Raw genomic sequence first — 17,315 nt, 5'->3', positions numbered from 1 at the left:
TCCGCGATCGCGCGCAGGAACGAGCGCCTCAACTTCCAATTACTCCATGGATTGGTTCACTTGCTTGGCACCGCGGGTCTCATGTTCATACCCTCGATCATCAAGGGTCAGTAAGTAATGACCACCGCTGAAACCGTGTTGCTCATCGCTGCCTTGTTATTGGCGCTTCTCGTCGTCGGTAACATCGGCTTCTCCAAACTGGCCGAGTGGAGGAATCCACCAATCGGCAAGTTCCTCGAATGCGACGGCGTAGTGCTCCACTATGTCGATCGAGGGGATCCGGCCGCTCCTTGCGTCGTGCTGCTCCATGGCAACGGATCCATGATCCAGGACTTCACGATCAGCGGTCTGGTCGATCTTCTTGCCCGCACCAATCGCGTGGTGTGCTTCGATCGCCCAGGCTTTGGCTATAGTCAGCGGCCGCGGCTCCGAATATGGACCGCGGCAGCTCAAGCCGCTCTGTTGGCGAAGGCACTCAATCAACTTGGAATCCGCAATCCGGTTGTGCTCGGCCATTCTTGGGGCGCCTTGGTCGCTATCGCTCTCGCCGTGCGAAAGGATTATCCGACCCAGGGTCTTGTGCTTGCGTCAGGGTACTATTTCCCGACCGGCCGATTGGACGTGTGGCTGATGTCAGGTCCAGCCATACCGGTCCTGGGCGACCTGGTCAGTTACACTGTCGCGCCGATCGTTTCGTGGGCCGTCCTGCCAGGAGCTCTTCGCAAGATCTTTGCGCCCCGTTCTGTCCCGCAGACGTTCAGGAATGAATTTCCAGCGTCTTTGGTGCTCAGACCCACACAGTTGAGGGCGGCTGCGGAGGAAAGTGCACTCCTCATTCCAACTGCAACACAATTCCAAGCTTATTATCCAGCCATCGGCGAGCGAGTGCAGATATTCCACGGAACAGAGGACCAAGTGATCGAATTCAGACAAGCGCAGGATTTACATCAAGCACTGCCTCGGTCCGATCTTCACCTTGTTCCAAATGCCGGGCATATGGTCACGTACGCAGACCCCGCCGCCATCGTGGAGGTCGTCAACTCAATGACGAACTCCTGAGATCGGCAGCGACGGCCGTCACTGGGCCTTGCCGCGTGCAGGCGCAGCAATCGGCCGCAATTCCATTCTTGATATGCCTGCTGCGACGTTCACACCTGTCTGCGCCTGGACGGACACCGGCTGCAAGGCAATCGTACGATCCGAGCCGCCCACCAGGAGGTTGGCACCAACTCCGGCGCCGACAGTGCCGCCGGCGGTCGCGCCCGCATAAGTTCCGGCCAAGGCTGCCCGGCGAACTGTCGTTGGCGCAAACACGGTCCAAACGAGCTGACCGCCGGACGTGGCTCCTATGTCCAGACCAAGCGTGCTGACGGTGCCTTCGTAAGCCTCGCGCGCCCTGCCTCGTGCCGATGCATAGATGCAGCTCAGCTGCCGTTGTCCCGCAACAATCATGCCGACTCCGGGCGATATGTTGCACGTGAGTGTGCCGGCTCTCGAGCGCCCAGCCTCCTGCGCCGTTGCCGGAACCATCGTGAGGACGAGTGCCAAGGCCGCGCAAGCCGTGGCCAAATTGGTCAGCCTCGCTTCATTCAGCGTTGTCCTGGTCATGGGGCCTCCATCGACGTAGTCTGATCGTCCTTCAATGCGCGCGGAGCCAGCGATGTTCCTGTTGGTCGCAAGCCGAAGCTCCAGAACCACGAGACAGGCCTCGCTTACGGGGTCGGGATGTGGAGCACGCGTGTCCGGCTCTGCGCTAGGTGTTGAGTGACAGGCGGACATCAAGCGCGCCTACTGCACGCAGCCGATTTTATCAGTGCCCGTCGCCCATCTGGATGAGCAGCTCCTCGATATCGACATCGACCTGGCCGGCCGCCCTGATGTGGCGGACCTCGAGACTGTCGGGCTGGAAGCGGTATTCGACCAGGCCGACTTCCTTGATCGCGATCCGGTCCTGGCGCTGATCGTTGATGACGAAGCCCGCTGACGGCGCCCAGACGTGGCGGGTGTGGCGGAAGGTGAAGTCGCGGCGCTGGTGCACGTGGCCGCTGGCGATGAGACGCAGGTCGACCTTGCCGAACATCTCGATCAGCCGCGCCCGCGCCGGCTGCGGCACGTAGCGGATCGACGTCTCCGGCGTCTCGGGATCGTCGGGCAGGTTGAGAAACAGCGGCTTGTGCAGGAACAGCGCGACCGGCCTGCCGTTCACGCGCGAGATTTCCTGAGACAGCCAGTCGAACTGCTCGGCCTCGAAGGCGAGCCCTGAGTTCATCACCAGCGAATTGAGGCCGATGAAGCGCCAGCCCGCGGCGTCAAACGCCCAATGATCTTCGCCGATGATGTCGCAGAACTGCCGGCGGTGGGTCTCGCTGACCGGCGGCTTCGGCGCCGGCCCGATCGCGGTCGGATTGTCCCCGATATCGTGATTACCGGGGAGATAGCGGCAGGTGACCGGCAGGGCGTCGTGCAGGCCTTTCGCGAATTCAAGGTCGTCGCGGCTGGTCGGCCCGTCGAATGAGACGTCGCCGGTGTTGACGACGAGATCGGGTCTGCCGGCGCCGATGTGCTCGCTGATGCGATGGAAGTTGGCGATCAGGCCGGGAAAGCGCCGGCCGAGATGGGTGTCGGAAATCTGCGTGAGACGAAATTCGGGCATGCGATCATCCTACCCGTCGCCGCGCGTCGGAACGATGACGGGCCGGGCATGGATCGCAACGAACAAAGTTTAAAGCACGCGATAGCGGATGCTGTAGCCGTCCTGCGGGGCGACGGCAGCGGCGAGCGGGGAAGCGATGCGGTCGGCGAGGTGCCAGGGGCCGAACTGGCCGGAGCGATGCGGCTCGGCCGGCAGGCGGAGGCGGAACTCGAAGACGCCCTTGCCTGAGAGGTTCACGACCAGAACGCGATCGGCCGTGCGGTGGTTGAGCACCACTGCGCCGCGCAGCACGGCCCGGCCGTCCGAGAGGTCGCGCACGCCGTCCACCAGCGCCAATGTCTGGTTGCGGTCGGTGTGCAGCTCGATCTGGCTGTCGCCCACCGCCGCCAGCATCTCCCGGGGCATGCGGATCTCGAACTCGACGGCGGGCTTGGAGGGGTTGAGACCGAGATAGGCGAGCGCCGCGTGACGCATGTCGTAGGCGGCAAAGGCGAACAGCGCGAGCGCGGCCAAGGTCGCCAGGCCATGCCTGATGACGTCGCGCCAGGTCCTGTAACTCAGGCGGAAGTAGACCGTCATGGCCAGCGCGACCGCGAGCGCTGCCGCGATCCCCGACAGTGCCGACATCAGGAGGCCGAGCTGGCCCGCGGCGGCTTCGCTGAACAAGCTGGACAAGGAATTCATGGCTGGCTCGCCTCGGGGCCCAAGGGGCCGAAATCGCTTCAACAATCTGGGGTTGGTCGGGGAAGCGGGAATGCCGGTTCAAGTCGTTCATTGTCAGCGCCAAAAGTCGCGGCTAATGACGTCGGCGGCATTTCGCCTCCCGGGAAAGTTCCGATGTCCGTTCAAATGGTCCTGCTGCCGGTCTTCGTGCAGGTCGCTCTCACCTTCGCGCTGCTGATCGGCATGGTCCTGGCGCGCCGCAAGACCTTGGTCTCCGGCGAGACCAAGATCCGTGACATTGCGCTCGGCGAGCCGAACTGGCCGAAGGGCGCCACACAAATCGCCAATTGCTACCGCAACCAGTTCGAGCTGCCGGTGCTGTTCTATGTCCTGATTGCGCTGGCATTGCCCTTGCGCCGCGCCGATCTCTTCATCGTGCTGATGTCCTGGGTGTTCGTGGTGACGCGCTTTGCCCATGCCGGCGTGTTCGTTTCCTCCAACGATCTCGGCCGCCGCTCCACGGTCTGGCTCGCCGGCGTGCTGGTGCTGCTCGCGATGTGGATTTACTTCGCGCTGAAGCTTTTGCTGCTGATCTAGGCGCTGCGCACCACTTGAAAGAACGCGAATGACCCCTGCTGCCCGGCTGTCCGCAGCCATCGAACTGATCGACACCATCGAGAGGGACCGCGTGCCCGCGGCGAAGGCGCTGAAGGAGTGGGGCACCGCGCACCGCTTCGCCGGTTCCGGCGACCGCGCGGCCATCGCCGGCCTCGTCTGGGATGTGCTGCGCCGCTACGCCTCGAGCGCCTGGCTGATGGATTCCGATACCGCGCGGGCCCGGCTGATCGGCATGCTCCGCCTCGAGCGCAACATGGACACGGCGACTATGGGCGCCTTGTTCGACGGCAGCCGCTTTGCGCCGGCGCCGCTGACCGAGGCCGAGCAGGCGGCGCTCGCCTCGCGCTCCCTCCAGGACGCACCTGCCGCCGTCGCCGGCGACTACCCGGAATGGCTCGACCCGCACCTTGCAAAAGTGTTCGGCGAGGATCGCGCCGCGGAGGCGGCCGCGATGGCGAGCCGGGCGCCGCTGGACCTGCGCGTCAACACGCTAAAATCCAACCGCGACAAGGTGCTGAAGGGGCTTTCTCATCTTCATGCAAAACCGACGCCCTGGTCCGCAACCGGCCTGCGCATCGAGCTTTCGGCCGATGCGCGCAACCCCGGCATCCAGGCGGAGGAGGATTTCATCAAGGGCGCGATTGAAGTGCAGGATGAGGGATCGCAGCTTGCGGCCCAGTTTACAGCGGCAAAACCCGGCGAGCAGGTGATCGATCTCTGCGCCGGCGCCGGCGGCAAGACGCTGGCGCTGGCCGCCCTGATGCAGGGCAAGGGCCGGCTGATCGCGACCGACCGCGACAAGCGCCAGCTCGCGCCGATCCATGAGCGGCTGTCGCGCGCCGGCGTCCACAACGCCGAAATCCGCACGCCCAAGGGCGAGGCCGATTCGCTTGCCGACATCCGCAGCACCGCCGACCTCGTCGTGATCGACGCGCCCTGCACCGGAACCGGCACCTGGCGCCGCAACCCCGATGCCAAATGGCGGATGCGCCCCGGTGCGCTGGAGATACGCCTGCGTGACCAGGCCGAGGTGCTGGAGCGCGCGGTTCCGCTGGTCAAGCCGGGCGGCCGCATCGCCTACATCACCTGCTCGGTGCTGGCGGAGGAGAACGGCGAGCAGGTGAGGGCGTTCGTCGGCCGACATGGCGAGTTCTCGGTTGTCCCGCCCGAGCAGACCGCAAGCGTGCTCTGGGACAAGGCGGAAGCCTTTGGCGAGGCTGCGCTGCAGTCAGCCGAGGGCTGGCTGATGACGCCGCGCCGGATCGGGACGGATGGGTTTTTCGTGTCGGTGCTGAAAAAGACCGGCTGATCGACGTTGTCATTCCGGGGGCGCGCGTAGCGCGAGCCCGGAATCCATCGTGCGGCGGTCTCCGCGGGTCCATGGATTCCGGGTTCGCCCCTGCGGGCGCCCCGGAATGACATCAAAAACAAAAGCCCCGCAGACCGATCCCGGTCGCGGGGCTTTCGAGTTCCAACGTTCTGCCGGTACGTCCGCGGTCAGAACGGTGCGAGGGCGTTAGCCGACGCGGAGATTGTCAGCCGACGACTTGCCGCTGCGGCGGTCGGCGACGATGTCGAACGAGACCTTCTGACCCTCGTTGAGGGAGGAGAGGCCAGCGCGCTCGACGGCGCTGATGTGAACGAACACGTCCTTCTGGCCGTCATCCGGCTGGATGAAACCATAACCCTTTTGGGTGTTGAACCACTTCACGGTGCCCATAGCCATGGGAATTTCCTTGTTTAGTTAGAGAGGTACGCACGCAGACCGGTACGCAGCATTGCGCCCATAGTCCCTGATGAGTCGATGTTTGGAGAATTCATCTGAAGCGTGCGCGCCCGTCAGCAACGAAGCGAAGCGGCCCAGTCGTTCGGCCAAGTATCGATGATCACAATATAGCGAGAATTTGGGGCCACTTCAAGGCACCACCCGCGACCCGAAACGTCGCGCGACTTTGCTATTTTGCGGTGCAAATTAACCGTCGGCGCGCCTCAGTCGACGATGAAGAGCGTGGCGCCCGTCGTCGTCGAGGACCGGTGCGCGGCGTCGCCGAAGTCCGATACCTGGTAGCTCATTCCCGCCGTGAGCTTGAATTTGCGCCCGTCGCGCAGCTCGCTATCGAGCTCGCCCTTCAGCACGTAGAGCACGTGGCCGCGGTCGCACCAATGATCGGCGAGATAGCCCGGCGAGTACTCCACCATCCGCACGCGGAGTTCGCCGATGTTGAGCGTGCGCCATGTAGCCTCGCCGCTCTCGCCGGGATGCATGGTCGGCTCAACCTTGCTCCAGTCGGTGACGGTGAAGGGGGAGGTGGGGAGTTTCATGGGGGCGATCCTGTCTCGGAGCCGGCGCCGCTCTTGTTAGCGAACGCTGTTGCCTCCGTCATTGCGGGCGCGAGGCTTGATCGTTGCCCCGATGTGGCCGCTTTTTCTTGGAGCGCTCGTTACCGTTGCGACGACGTTTGCGTTGACGAACAAATTAGGTAAATATTACTTACCTAAGCGTCTCGTGTCCATGCCCAAAGAAGCATGTGGGCGCGCCACCGCCGCGGTTGCGGCCCGCGCGCCGCCAGCGTATTGGCTGGCCATGACAGCAGCACAGAACGACCGCTCCCCGTCGACGCCCTCGGTGGCCTCGGCGCACGACAAGATTCTCATCGTCGACTTCGGCAGCCAGGTGACGCAGCTGATCGCGCGTCGCGTGCGCGAGGACGGCGTCTATTGCGAGATCGTCCCGTTCAACAAGGCAGAAAGCGCCTTCGAGGAGATGAAGCCGAAAGCGGTGATCCTGTCCGGCGGCCCGGAATCGGTGCACGAGGCCGGCTCGCCCCGCGCCCCGCAACTCATCTTCGATTCCGGCGTGCCGGTGATGGGCATCTGCTACGGCCAGATGACCATGGCGGCCCAGTTAGGGGGCGAGGTCGAGGGCGGCCATCACCGCGAATTCGGCCGCGCCGATGTCGAGGTGAAGGCCGAGAGCCAGCTGTTCGCCGATGTCTGGTCGTCAGGCAGCAAGAACCAGGTCTGGATGAGCCATGGCGACCGCATCACCAGGATGCCGCCAGGCTTCTCCGTCGCCGGCACCTCGCCGAACGCGCCCTTCGCAATCATCCAGGATGAGAAACGCAAATATTACGGCCTGATGTTCCACCCCGAGGTGGTGCACACGCCCGACGGCGCCAAGCTCATCCGCAATTTCGTGCGCAAGATCGCCGGCCTCACCGGCGACTGGACCATGCGCGCCTTCCGCGAGGAGGAGATTGCAAAGATCCGCCAGCAGGTCGGCAAGGGCAGGGTGATCTGCGGCCTCTCCGGCGGCGTCGATTCGGCCGTTGCGGCCGTGCTGATCCACGAGGCTATTGGCGACCAGCTGACGTGTGTGTTCGTCGATCACGGCTTGATGCGCCTCAACGAGGCCGAGCAGGTCGTCGACCTCTTCCGCCACCATTACAACATCCCGCTCGTGCACGTGGACGCCTCCAAGCAATTCCTCGGCGAGCTGGAGGGCGTCACCGACCCCGAAGCCAAGCGCAAGACCATCGGCCGCCTCTTCATCGAGGTGTTCGAAGCTGAAGCCAAGAAGATCGGCGGTGCCGACTTCCTGGCGCAAGGCACGCTCTATCCTGATGTGATCGAGAGCGTCTCCTTCACCGGCGGACCTTCCGTCACGATCAAGTCGCACCACAATGTCGGCGGCCTTCCTGAGCGCATGAACATGAAGCTCGTCGAGCCCCTGCGCGAGCTGTTCAAGGACGAGGTGCGCAAGCTCGGCCGTGAGCTCGGCCTCCCCGAAATTTTCGTCGGCCGCCATCCGTTCCCGGGCCCGGGCCTTGCTATCCGCTGCCCCGGCGACATCACCAGGGCCAAGCTCGACATCCTGCGCAAAGCCGACGCCGTCTACATCGACCAGATCCGCAAGCACGGCCTCTACGACGAAATCTGGCAGGCGTTCGCTGTGCTGCTTCCCGTGAAGACCGTCGGCGTCATGGGCGACGGCCGCACTTACGATTACGTCGTTGGCCTGCGCGCCGTGACCTCGACCGACGGAATGACCGCGGACTTCTACCAGTTCGACATGAAGTTCTTAGGGGAGACCGCGACGCGGATCATCAACGAGGTGAAGGGCGTGAACCGCGTGGTGTATGATGTGACCAGCAAGCCGCCGGGGACGATCGAGTGGGAGTGATCTGGTTGGTTGGCACGGCCCGGAACCAGAAAGGTGAAACCCTGGAACGCCCGCAGAGATGCGGGCTTCTTCGTTTTCAAGCTGGTGCTTGCGAGCGCCGGCAAGACTCGCGTCGCTGGCACAGGGTCCATCTTTGCCAAGATCGATAGGTAGCGCACCGTCAGCTTGCGGCGGATCTGGCAACATTTTCTCGAAGTCGAAGGAGGAGTTGCGATGACCATCTCGACAAGCGAAGTGGAACAGTTCTTTGAACGATATGCCCAAGCCTTCAGAGATGGTTGGACGGTACTCTTGATGAGGAGTTTTTTCGTTCGCTTTTTTCCACCCAATATATCGCTGCAGGACCAAAGGGTGTCATGGCAGGGGACAACGATCACGCTTTTGTCGAGCGGATTTCAAAAGGATACGAGCGCTACCGTCAGATCGGAAACAAGGCGGTCACCGTCTCCGAGATCGAGATGCATTCGATCGATGAAACACATTGCCTTGTCCACGTGGGCTGGAGCAGCGAATTCGAGAAAGATGGCAGGCGTATCGACGTGCCTTTTACCAATGCCTATCTGCTTGAGCAGAATGATGGGCTGCTGAAGGTTTTCGGCTGGATTACGGGTGATGAAGTTCAACTGCTCAAGGACAATGGCCTCTTGTGAGGCTTGCCCAACGGCAGCGCGCCAGAACTTGCATTGATCAAATAAGCTCTGCGCCGGCTCTTCGAAGCCGGCAGAACGGCCTCTGCGCGTCGAACTCAACCGCAACTCGTCCGTTGCAGGCCGTGCGCGGGGTAGGACATTCCGGCATATTGAGATGGTAATGTGCCGAGGATAGCCTTCAAGGACAGTGCCCGCAGAATGCTTAAAAACCCTCGACATCGGATGTTCGAGGCAGTTGGAACAAGCGTAGGTTGAAAGCGTTAGCGGCGGGCCGCACTTGATGTCGGGGGCGGAGCTATGTCCGACTTATTACCCAGCGCGTTGGATCTCGCGCGCTTCCAGTTTGCCTTCACGGTGGTCTGGCACTTCCTGTTTCCGGCCTTCACGATCGGGCTGGCGAGCTATCTTGCGGTGCTCGAAGGGCTGTGGCTGTGGACGGGCCGGGGCGCCTATCTCGATACCTACCGCTATTGGCTTAAGATTTTCGCTGTCGCTTTCGCCATGGGCGTGGTGTCGGGCTTGGTCATGTCATATCAGTTCGGCACGAACTGGTCGGTGTTTGCCGACAAGACATCCCCGGTGCTCGGGCCGCTCCTCGGCTACGAGGTGCTGACGGCATTCTTTCTCGAGGCCGGCTTCCTTGGAGTCATGCTCTTCGGCCTGGGACGCGTTGGCCCGCGCCTGCATTTCGTCGCGACCTGTTTCGTCGCGGGCGGCACCTTGCTCTCGGCCTTCTGGATTCTAGCCGCAAATTCCTGGATGCAGACGCCGGCAGGACACGCGATGGGAGCGGACGGCCAATTCATCCCCGAGAGCTGGCTCGCGATCATCTTCAATCCGTCGTTCCCTTATCGCTTCGCCCACACGGTGACGGCGGCTTACCTGACGACCGCGATGATCGTGGGAGCCGTGGGCGCCTGGCACCTGCTGCGGAACAGGATGAACGAACGCGCTCGCATCATGTTCTCAATGGCGATGTGGATGGCCGCGATCGTGGCCCCGCTACAGCTTCTGATCGGCGATCTGCATGGGGTGAATTCGTATCACCACCAGCCCACCAAGGTCGCCGCCATGGAGGGTCACTTCGAGACCGAGCGCCGCGCGCCTTCCATCCTGTTCGGAATGCCGGACGCCGAAGCCGGGGTGACGCGCGGCCAAATTGCCATTCCTGGCTTTGCGAGCCTCTATCTCACGCATAGCCTTGATGGAGAGGTCAAGGGGCTCAAGGCTTTCCCGAAAGACACCTGGCCGACCAACATTCCGCTCGTCTTCTGGGCGTTCCGCATCATGGTCGGCTTGGGGATTCTGATGATCGTGCTCGGCATGGCCTCGCTCGTTCTGCGTTGGCGCGACGCCCTGTACGACACGCCATGGCTGCATCGCTTTGCCGTGGCCATGGGGCCGTCGGGGCTGATCGCTGTGACGGCTGGATGGACAGTGACGGAAGCGGGACGCCAGCCATTCACGGTTTATGGACTGCTGAGGACCGCCGATAGCGTGGCGCCGATCGCAGCGCCGGCGGTGGCCGCGTCTCTGGCGGCATTCGTTGTCGTGTACTTTGTCGTGTTCGGCGCGGGGATTGCTTATCTGTTTCACCTCTTCCGCCAGACCCCTGAAGCCGGCGAGCACGGACCGCCACAAGGCCAGCCGGTCCGCACGGCCGGCATCACGCCGGCGCCAGCCTTGATAGCAGGGTCAGACACGCACAGAGCAGAGCCGCGGCAAGCGGGGATCCGGCCATGAGCATCGACCTCACATTGATTTGGGCGCTGCTGATCGCCACGGCCGTGCTGCTCTACGTCGTGATGGACGGCTTCGACCTCGGCGTCGGCATCCTGTTTCCGGCCGAGGTGGCGAGGCCCGATCGCGATGTCATGGTCAACTCGGTGGCACCGGTCTGGGACGGCAACGAAACCTGGCTCGTCCTCGGTGGCGGCGGATTGTTCGCCGTGTTTCCACTGGCCTACGCGACGATTTTTCCTGCGCTGTACATGCCGCTCATTCTGATGCTGCTGGCGCTGGTGTTCCGCGGAGTAGCCTTCGAAATGCGGTTTCGAGCGCGGACGTCGGCTGGTGAAATATGGTGGGACCGCGCCTTCTCGTGGGGCAGCTTTGCGGCCGCATTGCTCCAGGGCGTTTGCCTTGGTGCCATCGTGCAGGGCATCCGCGTGGAGGGGCGTGCTTACGCCGGCGGGTGGTGGGACTGGCTGACACCTTTCTCGGTTTTGACCGGTATTGCTCTTGTCGTCGGCTACGGCCTGCTCGGCGCATGCTGGCTGATCTGGAAGACCGACGGCGCGCTTCAGGCACGCTGCCGCAACTACGCACGCGTTCTCGGATTTGCGACACTCGGCTTCATCGGCCTCATATCACTGATGATGGTCATCCAAAGCCCTGCGTTCCGGGAGCGATGGCTGACGCTGCCGAACATGCTTTACGCAGCGCCTGTGCCAGGTCTCTTGGCCCTGCTGGCATGGCGCTTTCACCGCGCGCTCGCAAAGGGCGAGGATGGGATGCCGTTCCTGTGCGCGCTGGGCTTTTTCCTGCTGTCCTATGCCGGGCTGGGCATTAGCATGTGGCCGATGATCGTGCCGCCCTCGATTACGATCTGGCAGGCAGCCACGCATCCCAGCAGCCAGTTGTTCCTGCTCGTCGGCGCGGCGGTGCTAGTACCGGTGATCCTTGTCTATATCGGCTACGTCTATTGGATCTTCCGCGGCAAGGTGCGGCACGGCGAGGGGTATCACTGATGCTGCGCGCATCGCGGACTTGGAGGCAGCTGCTATGGTTCGTGACGCTGTGGGCTGCAGGTGTCACCACGCTCTTCGTGGTCGCATTGCCGATCCGGTGGTTGCTCAAGGCGGGATGAGGAATCCGGAGCGGGCAGGATCGGCAGGCTGCCACTCCTCTTTCGGCATAGTGCGGCGCTGCGAGCCGTTCGCGTGCCATGCTTGGCCACGTCATCTCGACTGTGCGTAGCTCCCCGGCACAAACGTCGGATGCCCGACCTCTGCTCCCGTGATACGACATCCGCATCGTCTCCAAGGAGCCCGCTTAATGTCCGTCGCGACTGCCGCCAGCCAGCAGCCTGCTGCTGCTGAAACCGACCCCGAAACCCTCGGCTATATGCGCGGCTTCCCGCCATCCCCCGACCGCCTCATCACCTTCCAGGACGGCTCGTTCCGCAGCTTCCCCGAGCTACGCTGGGCCTGGAGCAACATCCGCCAGCTGGTGCCGACGGTGAATGTCTGGCGCGGGGCGGGGCCGGCATCGGTGTTGCCGCGGGCGGAGCAGGACATCGGCCGGGTTGCCTCGGTCACGATGGACGGCCGACCCATGACGTTCGAAAAGATGCTGGAGGAGACCTACACTGACGGCATCGCCGTGCTGCACCGAGGCAGGCTGATCTATGAGCGCTATTTCGGCGCGTTGAAGCCGCACAAGCCGCATATCGCGATGTCGGTGACGAAGTCGTTCACCGGCGTGCTCGCGGGGATTCTGGTCGCCGAGGGGAAGGTCGATCCGCAGGCGCCCGTCACGGACTATATGCCGGAGCTGAAGCCAAGCGCGTTCGGCGATGCGCGTGTGCACGAGGTCATGGATATGACCACGGGGCTGCTCTACACCGAGGTCTACACCGACAAGAACTCGGACGTGTGGGGCCTCAGGCGCGCCAACGGCATGGCGCCGATCCCTCCGGGCTATGACGGCCCCACCACCATCTTCGATTTCCTCATCGCGCAGAAGAAGCAAGGCGAGCACGGCAAGGCCTTTGCCTACAAGACCGTCAACACCGACGTGCTCGCGTGGATCATCAGGCGCGCCAGCGGCCTGACGCTGTCCGACCTCCTGTCCGAGCGGATCTGGCAGCCGATGGGCGCTGAGGAGGACGCGCATTATCACGTCGACCGCATAGGCACCGAGAGCGGCGGCGGCGGTCTCTCCACGACATTGCGCGATCTCGCTCGCTTTGGCGAGACCATGCGCAACCACGGCCGCTTCAACGGCCGCCAGATCGTGCCGTCGCAGGTGGTCGAGGACATCGCGCGCGGCGGCGATCCCGAAAAATTCAAGCCGGCCGGCTACACCACACTGCCGGGCGCCTCCTACCGCAATCAATGGTGGATCACGCACAATGAGCACGGCGCCTACATGGCGCGCGGCGTCTACGGCCAGGGCATCTACATCGATCCCAAGGCCGAAATGGTGATCGCACGCTACGCCTCGCATCCCATGGCAGGCAACGCCGCCAACGATCCCGTGACGCTGCCGGCCTACAGGGCGCTAGCCAAAGCGCTAGTGGTCGGTGCGTAGGGTGGATTGGCCTGCGGCTGCGCGAAGCGCAGTCCGCCGGCGTAATCCACCATCTCTCGCCGCGCCGTGTCGGCAATGGCGGATTACGCCTTCGGCTAATCCGCCCTACGAGCCGGCGAAGGCGCTGATGCCCGGCGGGTAGGGCGTCGCAACTCGTGCCTCACTCATGCGCCTCCTGCCAATGCGGATAGGTGACATAGGCGGTGACGGCGCCTTGCTCGTGCGAGCGGATCGTGACCGTCTCGCCCTTCGGCATATGGACGATCTCGCCGGGCCCCGCGGTCACGGTGCTGCCGTCGCTCGTGACCGACAGCTTCCCTTCGAGGACGATCATGACATCGTCGACCTTCATCGTCTCCTTGAGATTTTGGTTCGGCGCGTAGCGGCCGAAGCCGATCGTGATAGGTCCGCCGTGGCGCTGGTCGACCAAGTTGGCGACGAAGATATCGCCGTCCTGTCCCGGTGAGCGCTCAAGCGAGGCGTCGGCGATGGCGAATTTGCGAACTTTCATGAGGTCATTCCGTCTTGTGGGGCTGGGGGAGGGCACCGATAGACGCCGTGGCCGTTGTTTGGTTCCGCCTCGCGGGCGGTTTGACGCAGCGGAACGTCGCGCAATATAAGTATTGACTTATATTAGTCGCGATCGATATTTGTTCGGCGGATGAACCACAGGGAGAACCGAAAATGCAGATCGACGTCGCCAGGGTCTTGGGGCTTGTGACGCGCTCGGTGAGGAGCTTGGAGAGAGACGGCAAGCCGGCTAGCGCGGTGACGCTAACGCGGCTCTACGACACCAGCGTCGACGATCTCTGGGACGCCGTGACCAGCAGGGAGCGGATCCCGCGCTGGTTTGCGCCGGTCGAGGGCGACCTCCGGCTCGGCGGACGCTACCAGGTCAAGGGCAATGCCGGCGGCACCATCACGTCCTGCACGCCGCCCACCCATTTCGCCGCGACCTGGGAATTCGGCGGCGCCACGAGCTGGATCGACGTCAGCCTGAAAGCCGAGCGGAGCCAGGCGCGCCTGACGCTTGAGCACACCGCGATCATCGAGGATCATTGGAATCAGTTCGGTCCGGGTGCGGTCGGTATCGGTTGGGACCTCGCGCTTGCGGGACTTGAGCGATATCTTGCGACCGGGGCATCGGTCGATCATGAAACGGCGGAGGCGTGGATGGTCTCGCCCGAGGGCAAGGACTTCATGACGACGAGCGGCGAATATTGGCGTGCGGCGCATGTCGCAAGCGGGGTCGATCCTGACGAGGCGAAGCAGTGCTCGGACCGCACCATCGCATTCTATCGCGGCGAGATGCCGCCCGACATCGTTCATCCCGGCACCGGAAGCTGATGCACGCCTTCGAGGTTCTCGCCGATCCCGTGCGCCGCCGCATCCTCGAGCTGCTCGGCCTCAAGGAGATGGCGTCCGGCGAGGTCGTCGAAGTCATCGGGGCCGAGTTCGGCATCACCCAGGCGGCCGTCTCGCAGCACCTCAAGGTGCTGCGCGAGAGCGGCTTTGCGAGCGTCCGGGCGGAGGCGCAAAGGCGCCTCTATTCGGTCGACGCCGCCGGGCTGCAAGCGGTCGATGCCTGGGTTGGCCAGTTCAGGATTTTCTGGGAGCCGAAGCTGGACGCGCTCGCCACCGAGATCGCGCGCGGCAAGCGCGAGCGTCGCAAGGCGCCGATCATCAAGCGGACAGGGAAGAGGGCGTAATCGGGCTCCGTAGCCTGGATGGAGCGCAGCGTAATCCGGGGTGTCCCACACAGGCAGTAGCGTAGGGTGGATTAGCAGGCCGCCGCGAAGCGCAGCGGGCGGCGTAATCCACCATCTCTCTCATTTTGTCGTACTCAGGTGGATTACGCTGCGCTAATCCACCCTACGAATTCCGCGACATCTTCTCGAACTTCTTCACCAGCCGCTCCCGCTTCAGCCGCGACAGCCGCTGAATCCAGAACATGCCGTCGAGCTGGTCGATCTCGTGCTGATGGCAGACAGCTCGCAGGGCTTCGGACTCCTCGGTGTGCATGTTGCCGTCGAGATCCCGATAGCTGATCCGCACCCGCGCGTGTCGCTGCACCTCGTCGTTGATCCCCGGCATCGAGACGCTGCCTTCGCGGTGCATGATCATCTCCGGCGAGACCCATGTGATCTCCGGATTGACGTAGGTCTGCGGGCCGTCCTTCGCGTCGAGCTCCAGCACCACGACGCGCAAGGGCACGCCGATATGCGGCGCGGTGATGCCGATGCCGGGCGCGGCGCGCATTGTGTCGAGCAGATCCTGCGCGAGCTCGCGCAAGGAATCGTCGAACGCGGTGACGGGGCGGGCCGGCAGCGCAAGCCGGCGGTCGGGATAGCGCACGATCGGGCGGATGGTCATGCAGGGCTCCTACCACTCACTCACGGATCATTGAAGCATCCTCGCTTGACCGCCTACCTACTGGAAGGTAGCTAAGCGCATGAGCACCGCTTCCTCGACCGCCGACGACATTCTTGCCTGCGCCCGCACGCTGATCATCGCTGGCGGCTACAACGGCTTCAGTTACGCCGACATCGCCGATGTCGTTGGCATCCGCAAGCCGAGCATCCACCACCACTTTGCCAGCAAGGTCGATCTGGTCCGCACCCTGGTGTCGCGCTATCGCGAGGAGGCCCAGGCAGGGCTGTCGGCGCTCGAGCGCAATGTCGCCGACCCCGCCGAGCAGCTCAAAAGCTACATCGCCTATTGGGAGGCGTGCATCAAGGATGCGACGGCTCCCTTCTGCGTCTGCGCGCTCCTTGCCAGTGAGCTTCCGATTCTGCCCGAGGAAGTGGCGCTCGAAGTCCGCGCGCATTTCCGCTCCGTGTCGTCGTGGCTGGCTTCGGTGATGGAGCGCGGCAAGCGGCAAGGCCGGCTCCATCTCTCCGGCACCGCGCGGGCCGAGGCGGAGGGATTCATGGCAACCGTTCACGGCGCGATGCTGTCGGCGCGGGCCTATGGCGATCCAAAAATCTTCGGGACAATCACCCGGCCGCTGCTGGAGCGGCTTTCCACCAGGCACTGACGAGATCGGCACAGGCAGGGCAGGGCGGTGCTTCGGCGTCGTACGTAAACTACCAACTAGTAGGTAAGGAGCAGAAAATGAGAACCAGCGAGATGGCATTGGGCGCCGACCAGGCGGAATGGCTGAAACGGTACTACTTCATGCGTGCCGCGTTTTCCGTCGCTTGGGTCATTGCGGCCTTCGCGATCGCGCCGTCATCGGCAGTGATCGCAGCGACGTTGCTCGTTGCCTATCCGGCCTGGGACGCTGCCGCCAATTATCTCGACGCGCTCTGGAGCGGTGGCTTGAACCAGAACCGCACGCAGGGCCTGAACGTGCTGGTCAGCCTCGCCACCACCATTGCGGTCATCCTGGCCTTGCAGGTCAGCATGAACTGGGTGCTCGGAATCTTCGGAGCCTGGGCGATCCTGTCCGGACTGCTCCAGCTCGGCACGGCCGTGCGGCGCTGGAAGCGTCTCGGCGCGCAATGGGCCATGGTGCTCAGCGGTGGCCAGTCGGCCCTGGCGGGCGGCTTCTTCATCTTCCAGGCCGCGACGCCTGCGGTGCCGTCGATTGCGAATGTCGCGGGCTATGCCGCCGTCGGCGCGATCTACTTCCTGGTCTCGGCCGTCTGGCTCACGGTCGACGACTGGCGCCGTAGTGCGGCCCTGTGAGCCGCAATGTCACTTACGGATAGGGCTTGCCGTCCTTGTGCAGGAAGCGGCCGTCCGATGCCGGGCTCATCATGTCGATGTCGGAGCAGGTGATGAGGTCGGCTGGCGAGCGTGAGCCGATCTCGAGATAGACCGCCGTCACGCTCGACCTGTTGATCATGTGATGGCCGTTGCCGCTGGCCTTGGGGAAGGCGGCGCAATCGCCGGCGTGCAGCACGGTTTCGCCGCCATCCTCGATCAGCGTCACTTCGCCTTCGAGAATGTAGACGAACTCGTCCTCGTGCGAATGCCAGTGCCGCTGGCTCGACCAGGTGCCCGGCGGCAGGCGCATCAGGTTGACGCCGAAATCCGACAAGCCTCCGGCATCGCCGAGCCGCTTGCGAATGCGCTCGGCGCAAGGCGCATTGAAAGGCGCCGGATAGCCGGAGCCCTTGCGAGCCGGCACGGTGGCGACGTCGATCTTTGGCATGTGGGACTCCCTGCAATCCACCAACAGACCGGCGGCGCGAAGCATCATCACGATGAACATCGCGGACCAGATCAA

General features: G+C 63.6%; 20 protein-coding genes. 12 read left to right on the top strand and 8 right to left on the bottom strand.

Annotated elements, in window-relative coordinates; all coding sequences use genetic code 11:
* Nucleotides 1-117: 117 nt before the first annotated feature.
* Nucleotides 118-1,059 (top strand): alpha/beta hydrolase, encoded by a 942-nt coding sequence (locus tag I6F16_RS03080; RefSeq protein WP_036022562.1) that lies wholly within the window; start codon nt 118-120, stop codon nt 1,057-1,059.
* Nucleotides 1,060-1,077: 18 nt separating this feature from the next.
* Here I6F16_RS03080 and I6F16_RS03075 read toward each other — a convergent pair whose 3' ends face one another.
* The 3 genes from I6F16_RS03075 to I6F16_RS03065 all read right to left on the bottom strand — a co-directional run bounded on the left by I6F16_RS03075 (nt 1,078) and on the right by I6F16_RS03065 (nt 3,337).
* Nucleotides 1,078-1,608, bottom strand: coding sequence for a DUF992 domain-containing protein (locus tag I6F16_RS03075; protein WP_225112221.1), 531 nt, complete (start codon nt 1,606-1,608; stop codon nt 1,078-1,080).
* 202 nt (nt 1,609-1,810) lie between these two features.
* Nucleotides 1,811-2,653, bottom strand: coding sequence for a metallophosphoesterase (locus I6F16_RS03070; RefSeq protein WP_225112222.1), 843 nt, complete (start codon nt 2,651-2,653; stop codon nt 1,811-1,813).
* Between the two features lie 69 nt (nt 2,654-2,722).
* Nucleotides 2,723-3,337, bottom strand: coding sequence for an acriflavin resistance protein (locus I6F16_RS03065; protein WP_225112223.1), 615 nt, complete (start codon nt 3,335-3,337; stop codon nt 2,723-2,725).
* A gap of 153 nt (nt 3,338-3,490) precedes the next feature.
* Between I6F16_RS03065 and I6F16_RS03060 the strand changes: the two genes are divergently transcribed.
* Nucleotides 3,491-3,913: an MAPEG family protein gene (locus I6F16_RS03060; protein WP_036000992.1), complete on the top strand. Its 423-nt coding sequence runs from the start codon at nt 3,491-3,493 to the stop codon at nt 3,911-3,913.
* Nucleotides 3,914-3,941: 28 nt separating this feature from the next.
* Nucleotides 3,942-5,243, top strand: a complete 1,302-nt coding sequence (locus tag I6F16_RS03055) for an RsmB/NOP family class I SAM-dependent RNA methyltransferase (RefSeq protein WP_225173435.1) — start codon at nt 3,942-3,944, stop codon at nt 5,241-5,243.
* Nucleotides 5,244-5,450: 207 nt separating this feature from the next.
* Here the strand turns inward: I6F16_RS03055 and I6F16_RS03050 are convergent, their stop codons facing one another.
* Both I6F16_RS03050 and I6F16_RS03045 read right to left on the bottom strand, forming a co-directional pair.
* Nucleotides 5,451-5,660: a cold-shock protein gene (locus I6F16_RS03050; protein ID WP_008141931.1), complete on the bottom strand. Its 210-nt coding sequence runs from the start codon at nt 5,658-5,660 to the stop codon at nt 5,451-5,453.
* Between the two features lie 263 nt (nt 5,661-5,923).
* Entirely contained in the window at nt 5,924-6,256 is a 333-nt protein-coding gene (locus tag I6F16_RS03045) for a DHCW motif cupin fold protein (RefSeq protein ID WP_225173434.1), read from the bottom strand.
* Nucleotides 6,257-6,518: 262 nt separating this feature from the next.
* On the opposite strand from I6F16_RS03045, the gene guaA reads away from it, so the two are divergent.
* From guaA to I6F16_RS03020, 5 genes are all read left to right on the top strand, one after another.
* On the top strand, nt 6,519-8,117 hold the full coding sequence (gene guaA, locus I6F16_RS03040) for a glutamine-hydrolyzing GMP synthase (protein WP_225173433.1): 1,599 nt from the start codon (nt 6,519-6,521) through the stop codon (nt 8,115-8,117).
* A 278-nt stretch (nt 8,118-8,395) separates the two neighbouring features.
* A complete protein-coding gene (locus I6F16_RS03035; protein ID WP_225173432.1) occupies nt 8,396-8,767 on the top strand; it encodes a nuclear transport factor 2 family protein in 372 nt (123 codons plus the stop codon).
* Between the two features lie 297 nt (nt 8,768-9,064).
* A complete protein-coding gene (locus tag I6F16_RS03030; RefSeq protein ID WP_225112227.1) occupies nt 9,065-10,510 on the top strand; it encodes a cytochrome ubiquinol oxidase subunit I in 1,446 nt (481 codons plus the stop codon).
* Entirely contained in the window at nt 10,507-11,517 is a 1,011-nt protein-coding gene (gene cydB / locus I6F16_RS03025; protein WP_225173431.1) for a cytochrome d ubiquinol oxidase subunit II, read from the top strand. Before I6F16_RS03030 ends, cydB begins: the two co-directional genes overlap by 4 nt.
* Before the next feature lie 307 nt (nt 11,518-11,824).
* On the top strand, nt 11,825-13,081 hold the full coding sequence (locus I6F16_RS03020; protein ID WP_225173430.1) for a serine hydrolase: 1,257 nt from the start codon (nt 11,825-11,827) through the stop codon (nt 13,079-13,081).
* A 160-nt stretch (nt 13,082-13,241) separates the two neighbouring features.
* Here the strand turns inward: I6F16_RS03020 and I6F16_RS03015 are convergent, their stop codons facing one another.
* Nucleotides 13,242-13,592, bottom strand: a complete 351-nt coding sequence (locus I6F16_RS03015; RefSeq protein ID WP_036022587.1) for a cupin domain-containing protein — start codon at nt 13,590-13,592, stop codon at nt 13,242-13,244.
* A gap of 173 nt (nt 13,593-13,765) precedes the next feature.
* Between I6F16_RS03015 and I6F16_RS03010 the strand changes: the two genes are divergently transcribed.
* A complete protein-coding gene (locus I6F16_RS03010; protein ID WP_225173429.1) occupies nt 13,766-14,428 on the top strand; it encodes an SRPBCC family protein in 663 nt (220 codons plus the stop codon).
* Complete coding sequence (locus tag I6F16_RS03005) at nt 14,428-14,790, top strand: metalloregulator ArsR/SmtB family transcription factor (protein ID WP_057028929.1); 363 nt, start codon at nt 14,428-14,430, stop codon at nt 14,788-14,790. The genes I6F16_RS03010 and I6F16_RS03005 overlap by 1 nt, the downstream gene beginning before the upstream one ends.
* 163 nt (nt 14,791-14,953) lie before the next feature.
* Here I6F16_RS03005 and I6F16_RS03000 read toward each other — a convergent pair whose 3' ends face one another.
* Complete coding sequence (locus I6F16_RS03000) at nt 14,954-15,454, bottom strand: peptide deformylase (RefSeq protein WP_036034193.1); 501 nt, start codon at nt 15,452-15,454, stop codon at nt 14,954-14,956.
* Between the two features lie 79 nt (nt 15,455-15,533).
* On the opposite strand from I6F16_RS03000, the gene I6F16_RS02995 reads away from it, so the two are divergent.
* Both I6F16_RS02995 and I6F16_RS02990 read left to right on the top strand, forming a co-directional pair.
* Nucleotides 15,534-16,118, top strand: a complete 585-nt coding sequence (locus tag I6F16_RS02995) for a TetR/AcrR family transcriptional regulator (RefSeq protein WP_225173428.1) — start codon at nt 15,534-15,536, stop codon at nt 16,116-16,118.
* Nucleotides 16,119-16,195: 77 nt separating this feature from the next.
* Nucleotides 16,196-16,771 (top strand): DUF308 domain-containing protein, encoded by a 576-nt coding sequence (locus I6F16_RS02990; RefSeq protein WP_225173427.1) that lies wholly within the window; start codon nt 16,196-16,198, stop codon nt 16,769-16,771.
* A gap of 13 nt (nt 16,772-16,784) precedes the next feature.
* Here I6F16_RS02990 and I6F16_RS02985 read toward each other — a convergent pair whose 3' ends face one another.
* A complete protein-coding gene (locus I6F16_RS02985) occupies nt 16,785-17,240 on the bottom strand; it encodes a cupin domain-containing protein (protein ID WP_225173426.1) in 456 nt (151 codons plus the stop codon).
* Nucleotides 17,241-17,315: the final 75 nt, after the last annotated feature.

This window comes from Bradyrhizobium sp. IC4060 (assembly GCF_020193715.1).
Classification (GTDB): domain Bacteria; phylum Pseudomonadota; class Alphaproteobacteria; order Rhizobiales; family Xanthobacteraceae; genus Bradyrhizobium; species Bradyrhizobium yuanmingense.
This window is presented reverse-complemented; position numbering and strand designations above follow the sequence as displayed.

Bases quoted from the DNA above. Each gene is read 5' to 3' on its own strand.
- I6F16_RS03080 (WP_036022562.1), top strand. From the start codon at position 118: ATGACCACCGCTGAAACCGTGTTGCTCATCGCTGCCTTGTTATTGGCG.
- I6F16_RS03075 (WP_225112221.1), bottom strand. From the start codon at position 1,608: ATGACCAGGACAACGCTGAATGAAGCGAGGCTGACCAATTTGGCCACG.
- I6F16_RS03070 (WP_225112222.1), bottom strand. From the start codon at position 2,653: ATGCCCGAATTTCGTCTCACGCAGATTTCCGACACCCATCTCGGCCGG.
- I6F16_RS03065 (WP_225112223.1), bottom strand. From the start codon at position 3,337: ATGAATTCCTTGTCCAGCTTGTTCAGCGAAGCCGCCGCGGGCCAGCTC.
- I6F16_RS03060 (WP_036000992.1), top strand. From the start codon at position 3,491: ATGTCCGTTCAAATGGTCCTGCTGCCGGTCTTCGTGCAGGTCGCTCTC.
- I6F16_RS03055 (WP_225173435.1), top strand. From the start codon at position 3,942: ATGACCCCTGCTGCCCGGCTGTCCGCAGCCATCGAACTGATCGACACC.
- I6F16_RS03050 (WP_008141931.1), bottom strand. From the start codon at position 5,660: ATGGCTATGGGCACCGTGAAGTGGTTCAACACCCAAAAGGGTTATGGT.
- I6F16_RS03045 (WP_225173434.1), bottom strand. From the start codon at position 6,256: ATGAAACTCCCCACCTCCCCCTTCACCGTCACCGACTGGAGCAAGGTT.
- guaA (WP_225173433.1), top strand. From the start codon at position 6,519: ATGACAGCAGCACAGAACGACCGCTCCCCGTCGACGCCCTCGGTGGCC.
- I6F16_RS03030 (WP_225112227.1), top strand. From the start codon at position 9,065: ATGTCCGACTTATTACCCAGCGCGTTGGATCTCGCGCGCTTCCAGTTT.
- cydB (WP_225173431.1), top strand. From the start codon at position 10,507: ATGAGCATCGACCTCACATTGATTTGGGCGCTGCTGATCGCCACGGCC.
- I6F16_RS03020 (WP_225173430.1), top strand. From the start codon at position 11,825: ATGTCCGTCGCGACTGCCGCCAGCCAGCAGCCTGCTGCTGCTGAAACC.
- I6F16_RS03015 (WP_036022587.1), bottom strand. From the start codon at position 13,592: ATGAAAGTTCGCAAATTCGCCATCGCCGACGCCTCGCTTGAGCGCTCA.
- I6F16_RS03010 (WP_225173429.1), top strand. From the start codon at position 13,766: ATGCAGATCGACGTCGCCAGGGTCTTGGGGCTTGTGACGCGCTCGGTG.
- I6F16_RS03005 (WP_057028929.1), top strand. From the start codon at position 14,428: ATGCACGCCTTCGAGGTTCTCGCCGATCCCGTGCGCCGCCGCATCCTC.
- I6F16_RS03000 (WP_036034193.1), bottom strand. From the start codon at position 15,454: ATGACCATCCGCCCGATCGTGCGCTATCCCGACCGCCGGCTTGCGCTG.
- I6F16_RS02995 (WP_225173428.1), top strand. From the start codon at position 15,534: ATGAGCACCGCTTCCTCGACCGCCGACGACATTCTTGCCTGCGCCCGC.
- I6F16_RS02990 (WP_225173427.1), top strand. From the start codon at position 16,196: ATGAGAACCAGCGAGATGGCATTGGGCGCCGACCAGGCGGAATGGCTG.
- I6F16_RS02985 (WP_225173426.1), bottom strand. From the start codon at position 17,240: ATGCCAAAGATCGACGTCGCCACCGTGCCGGCTCGCAAGGGCTCCGGC.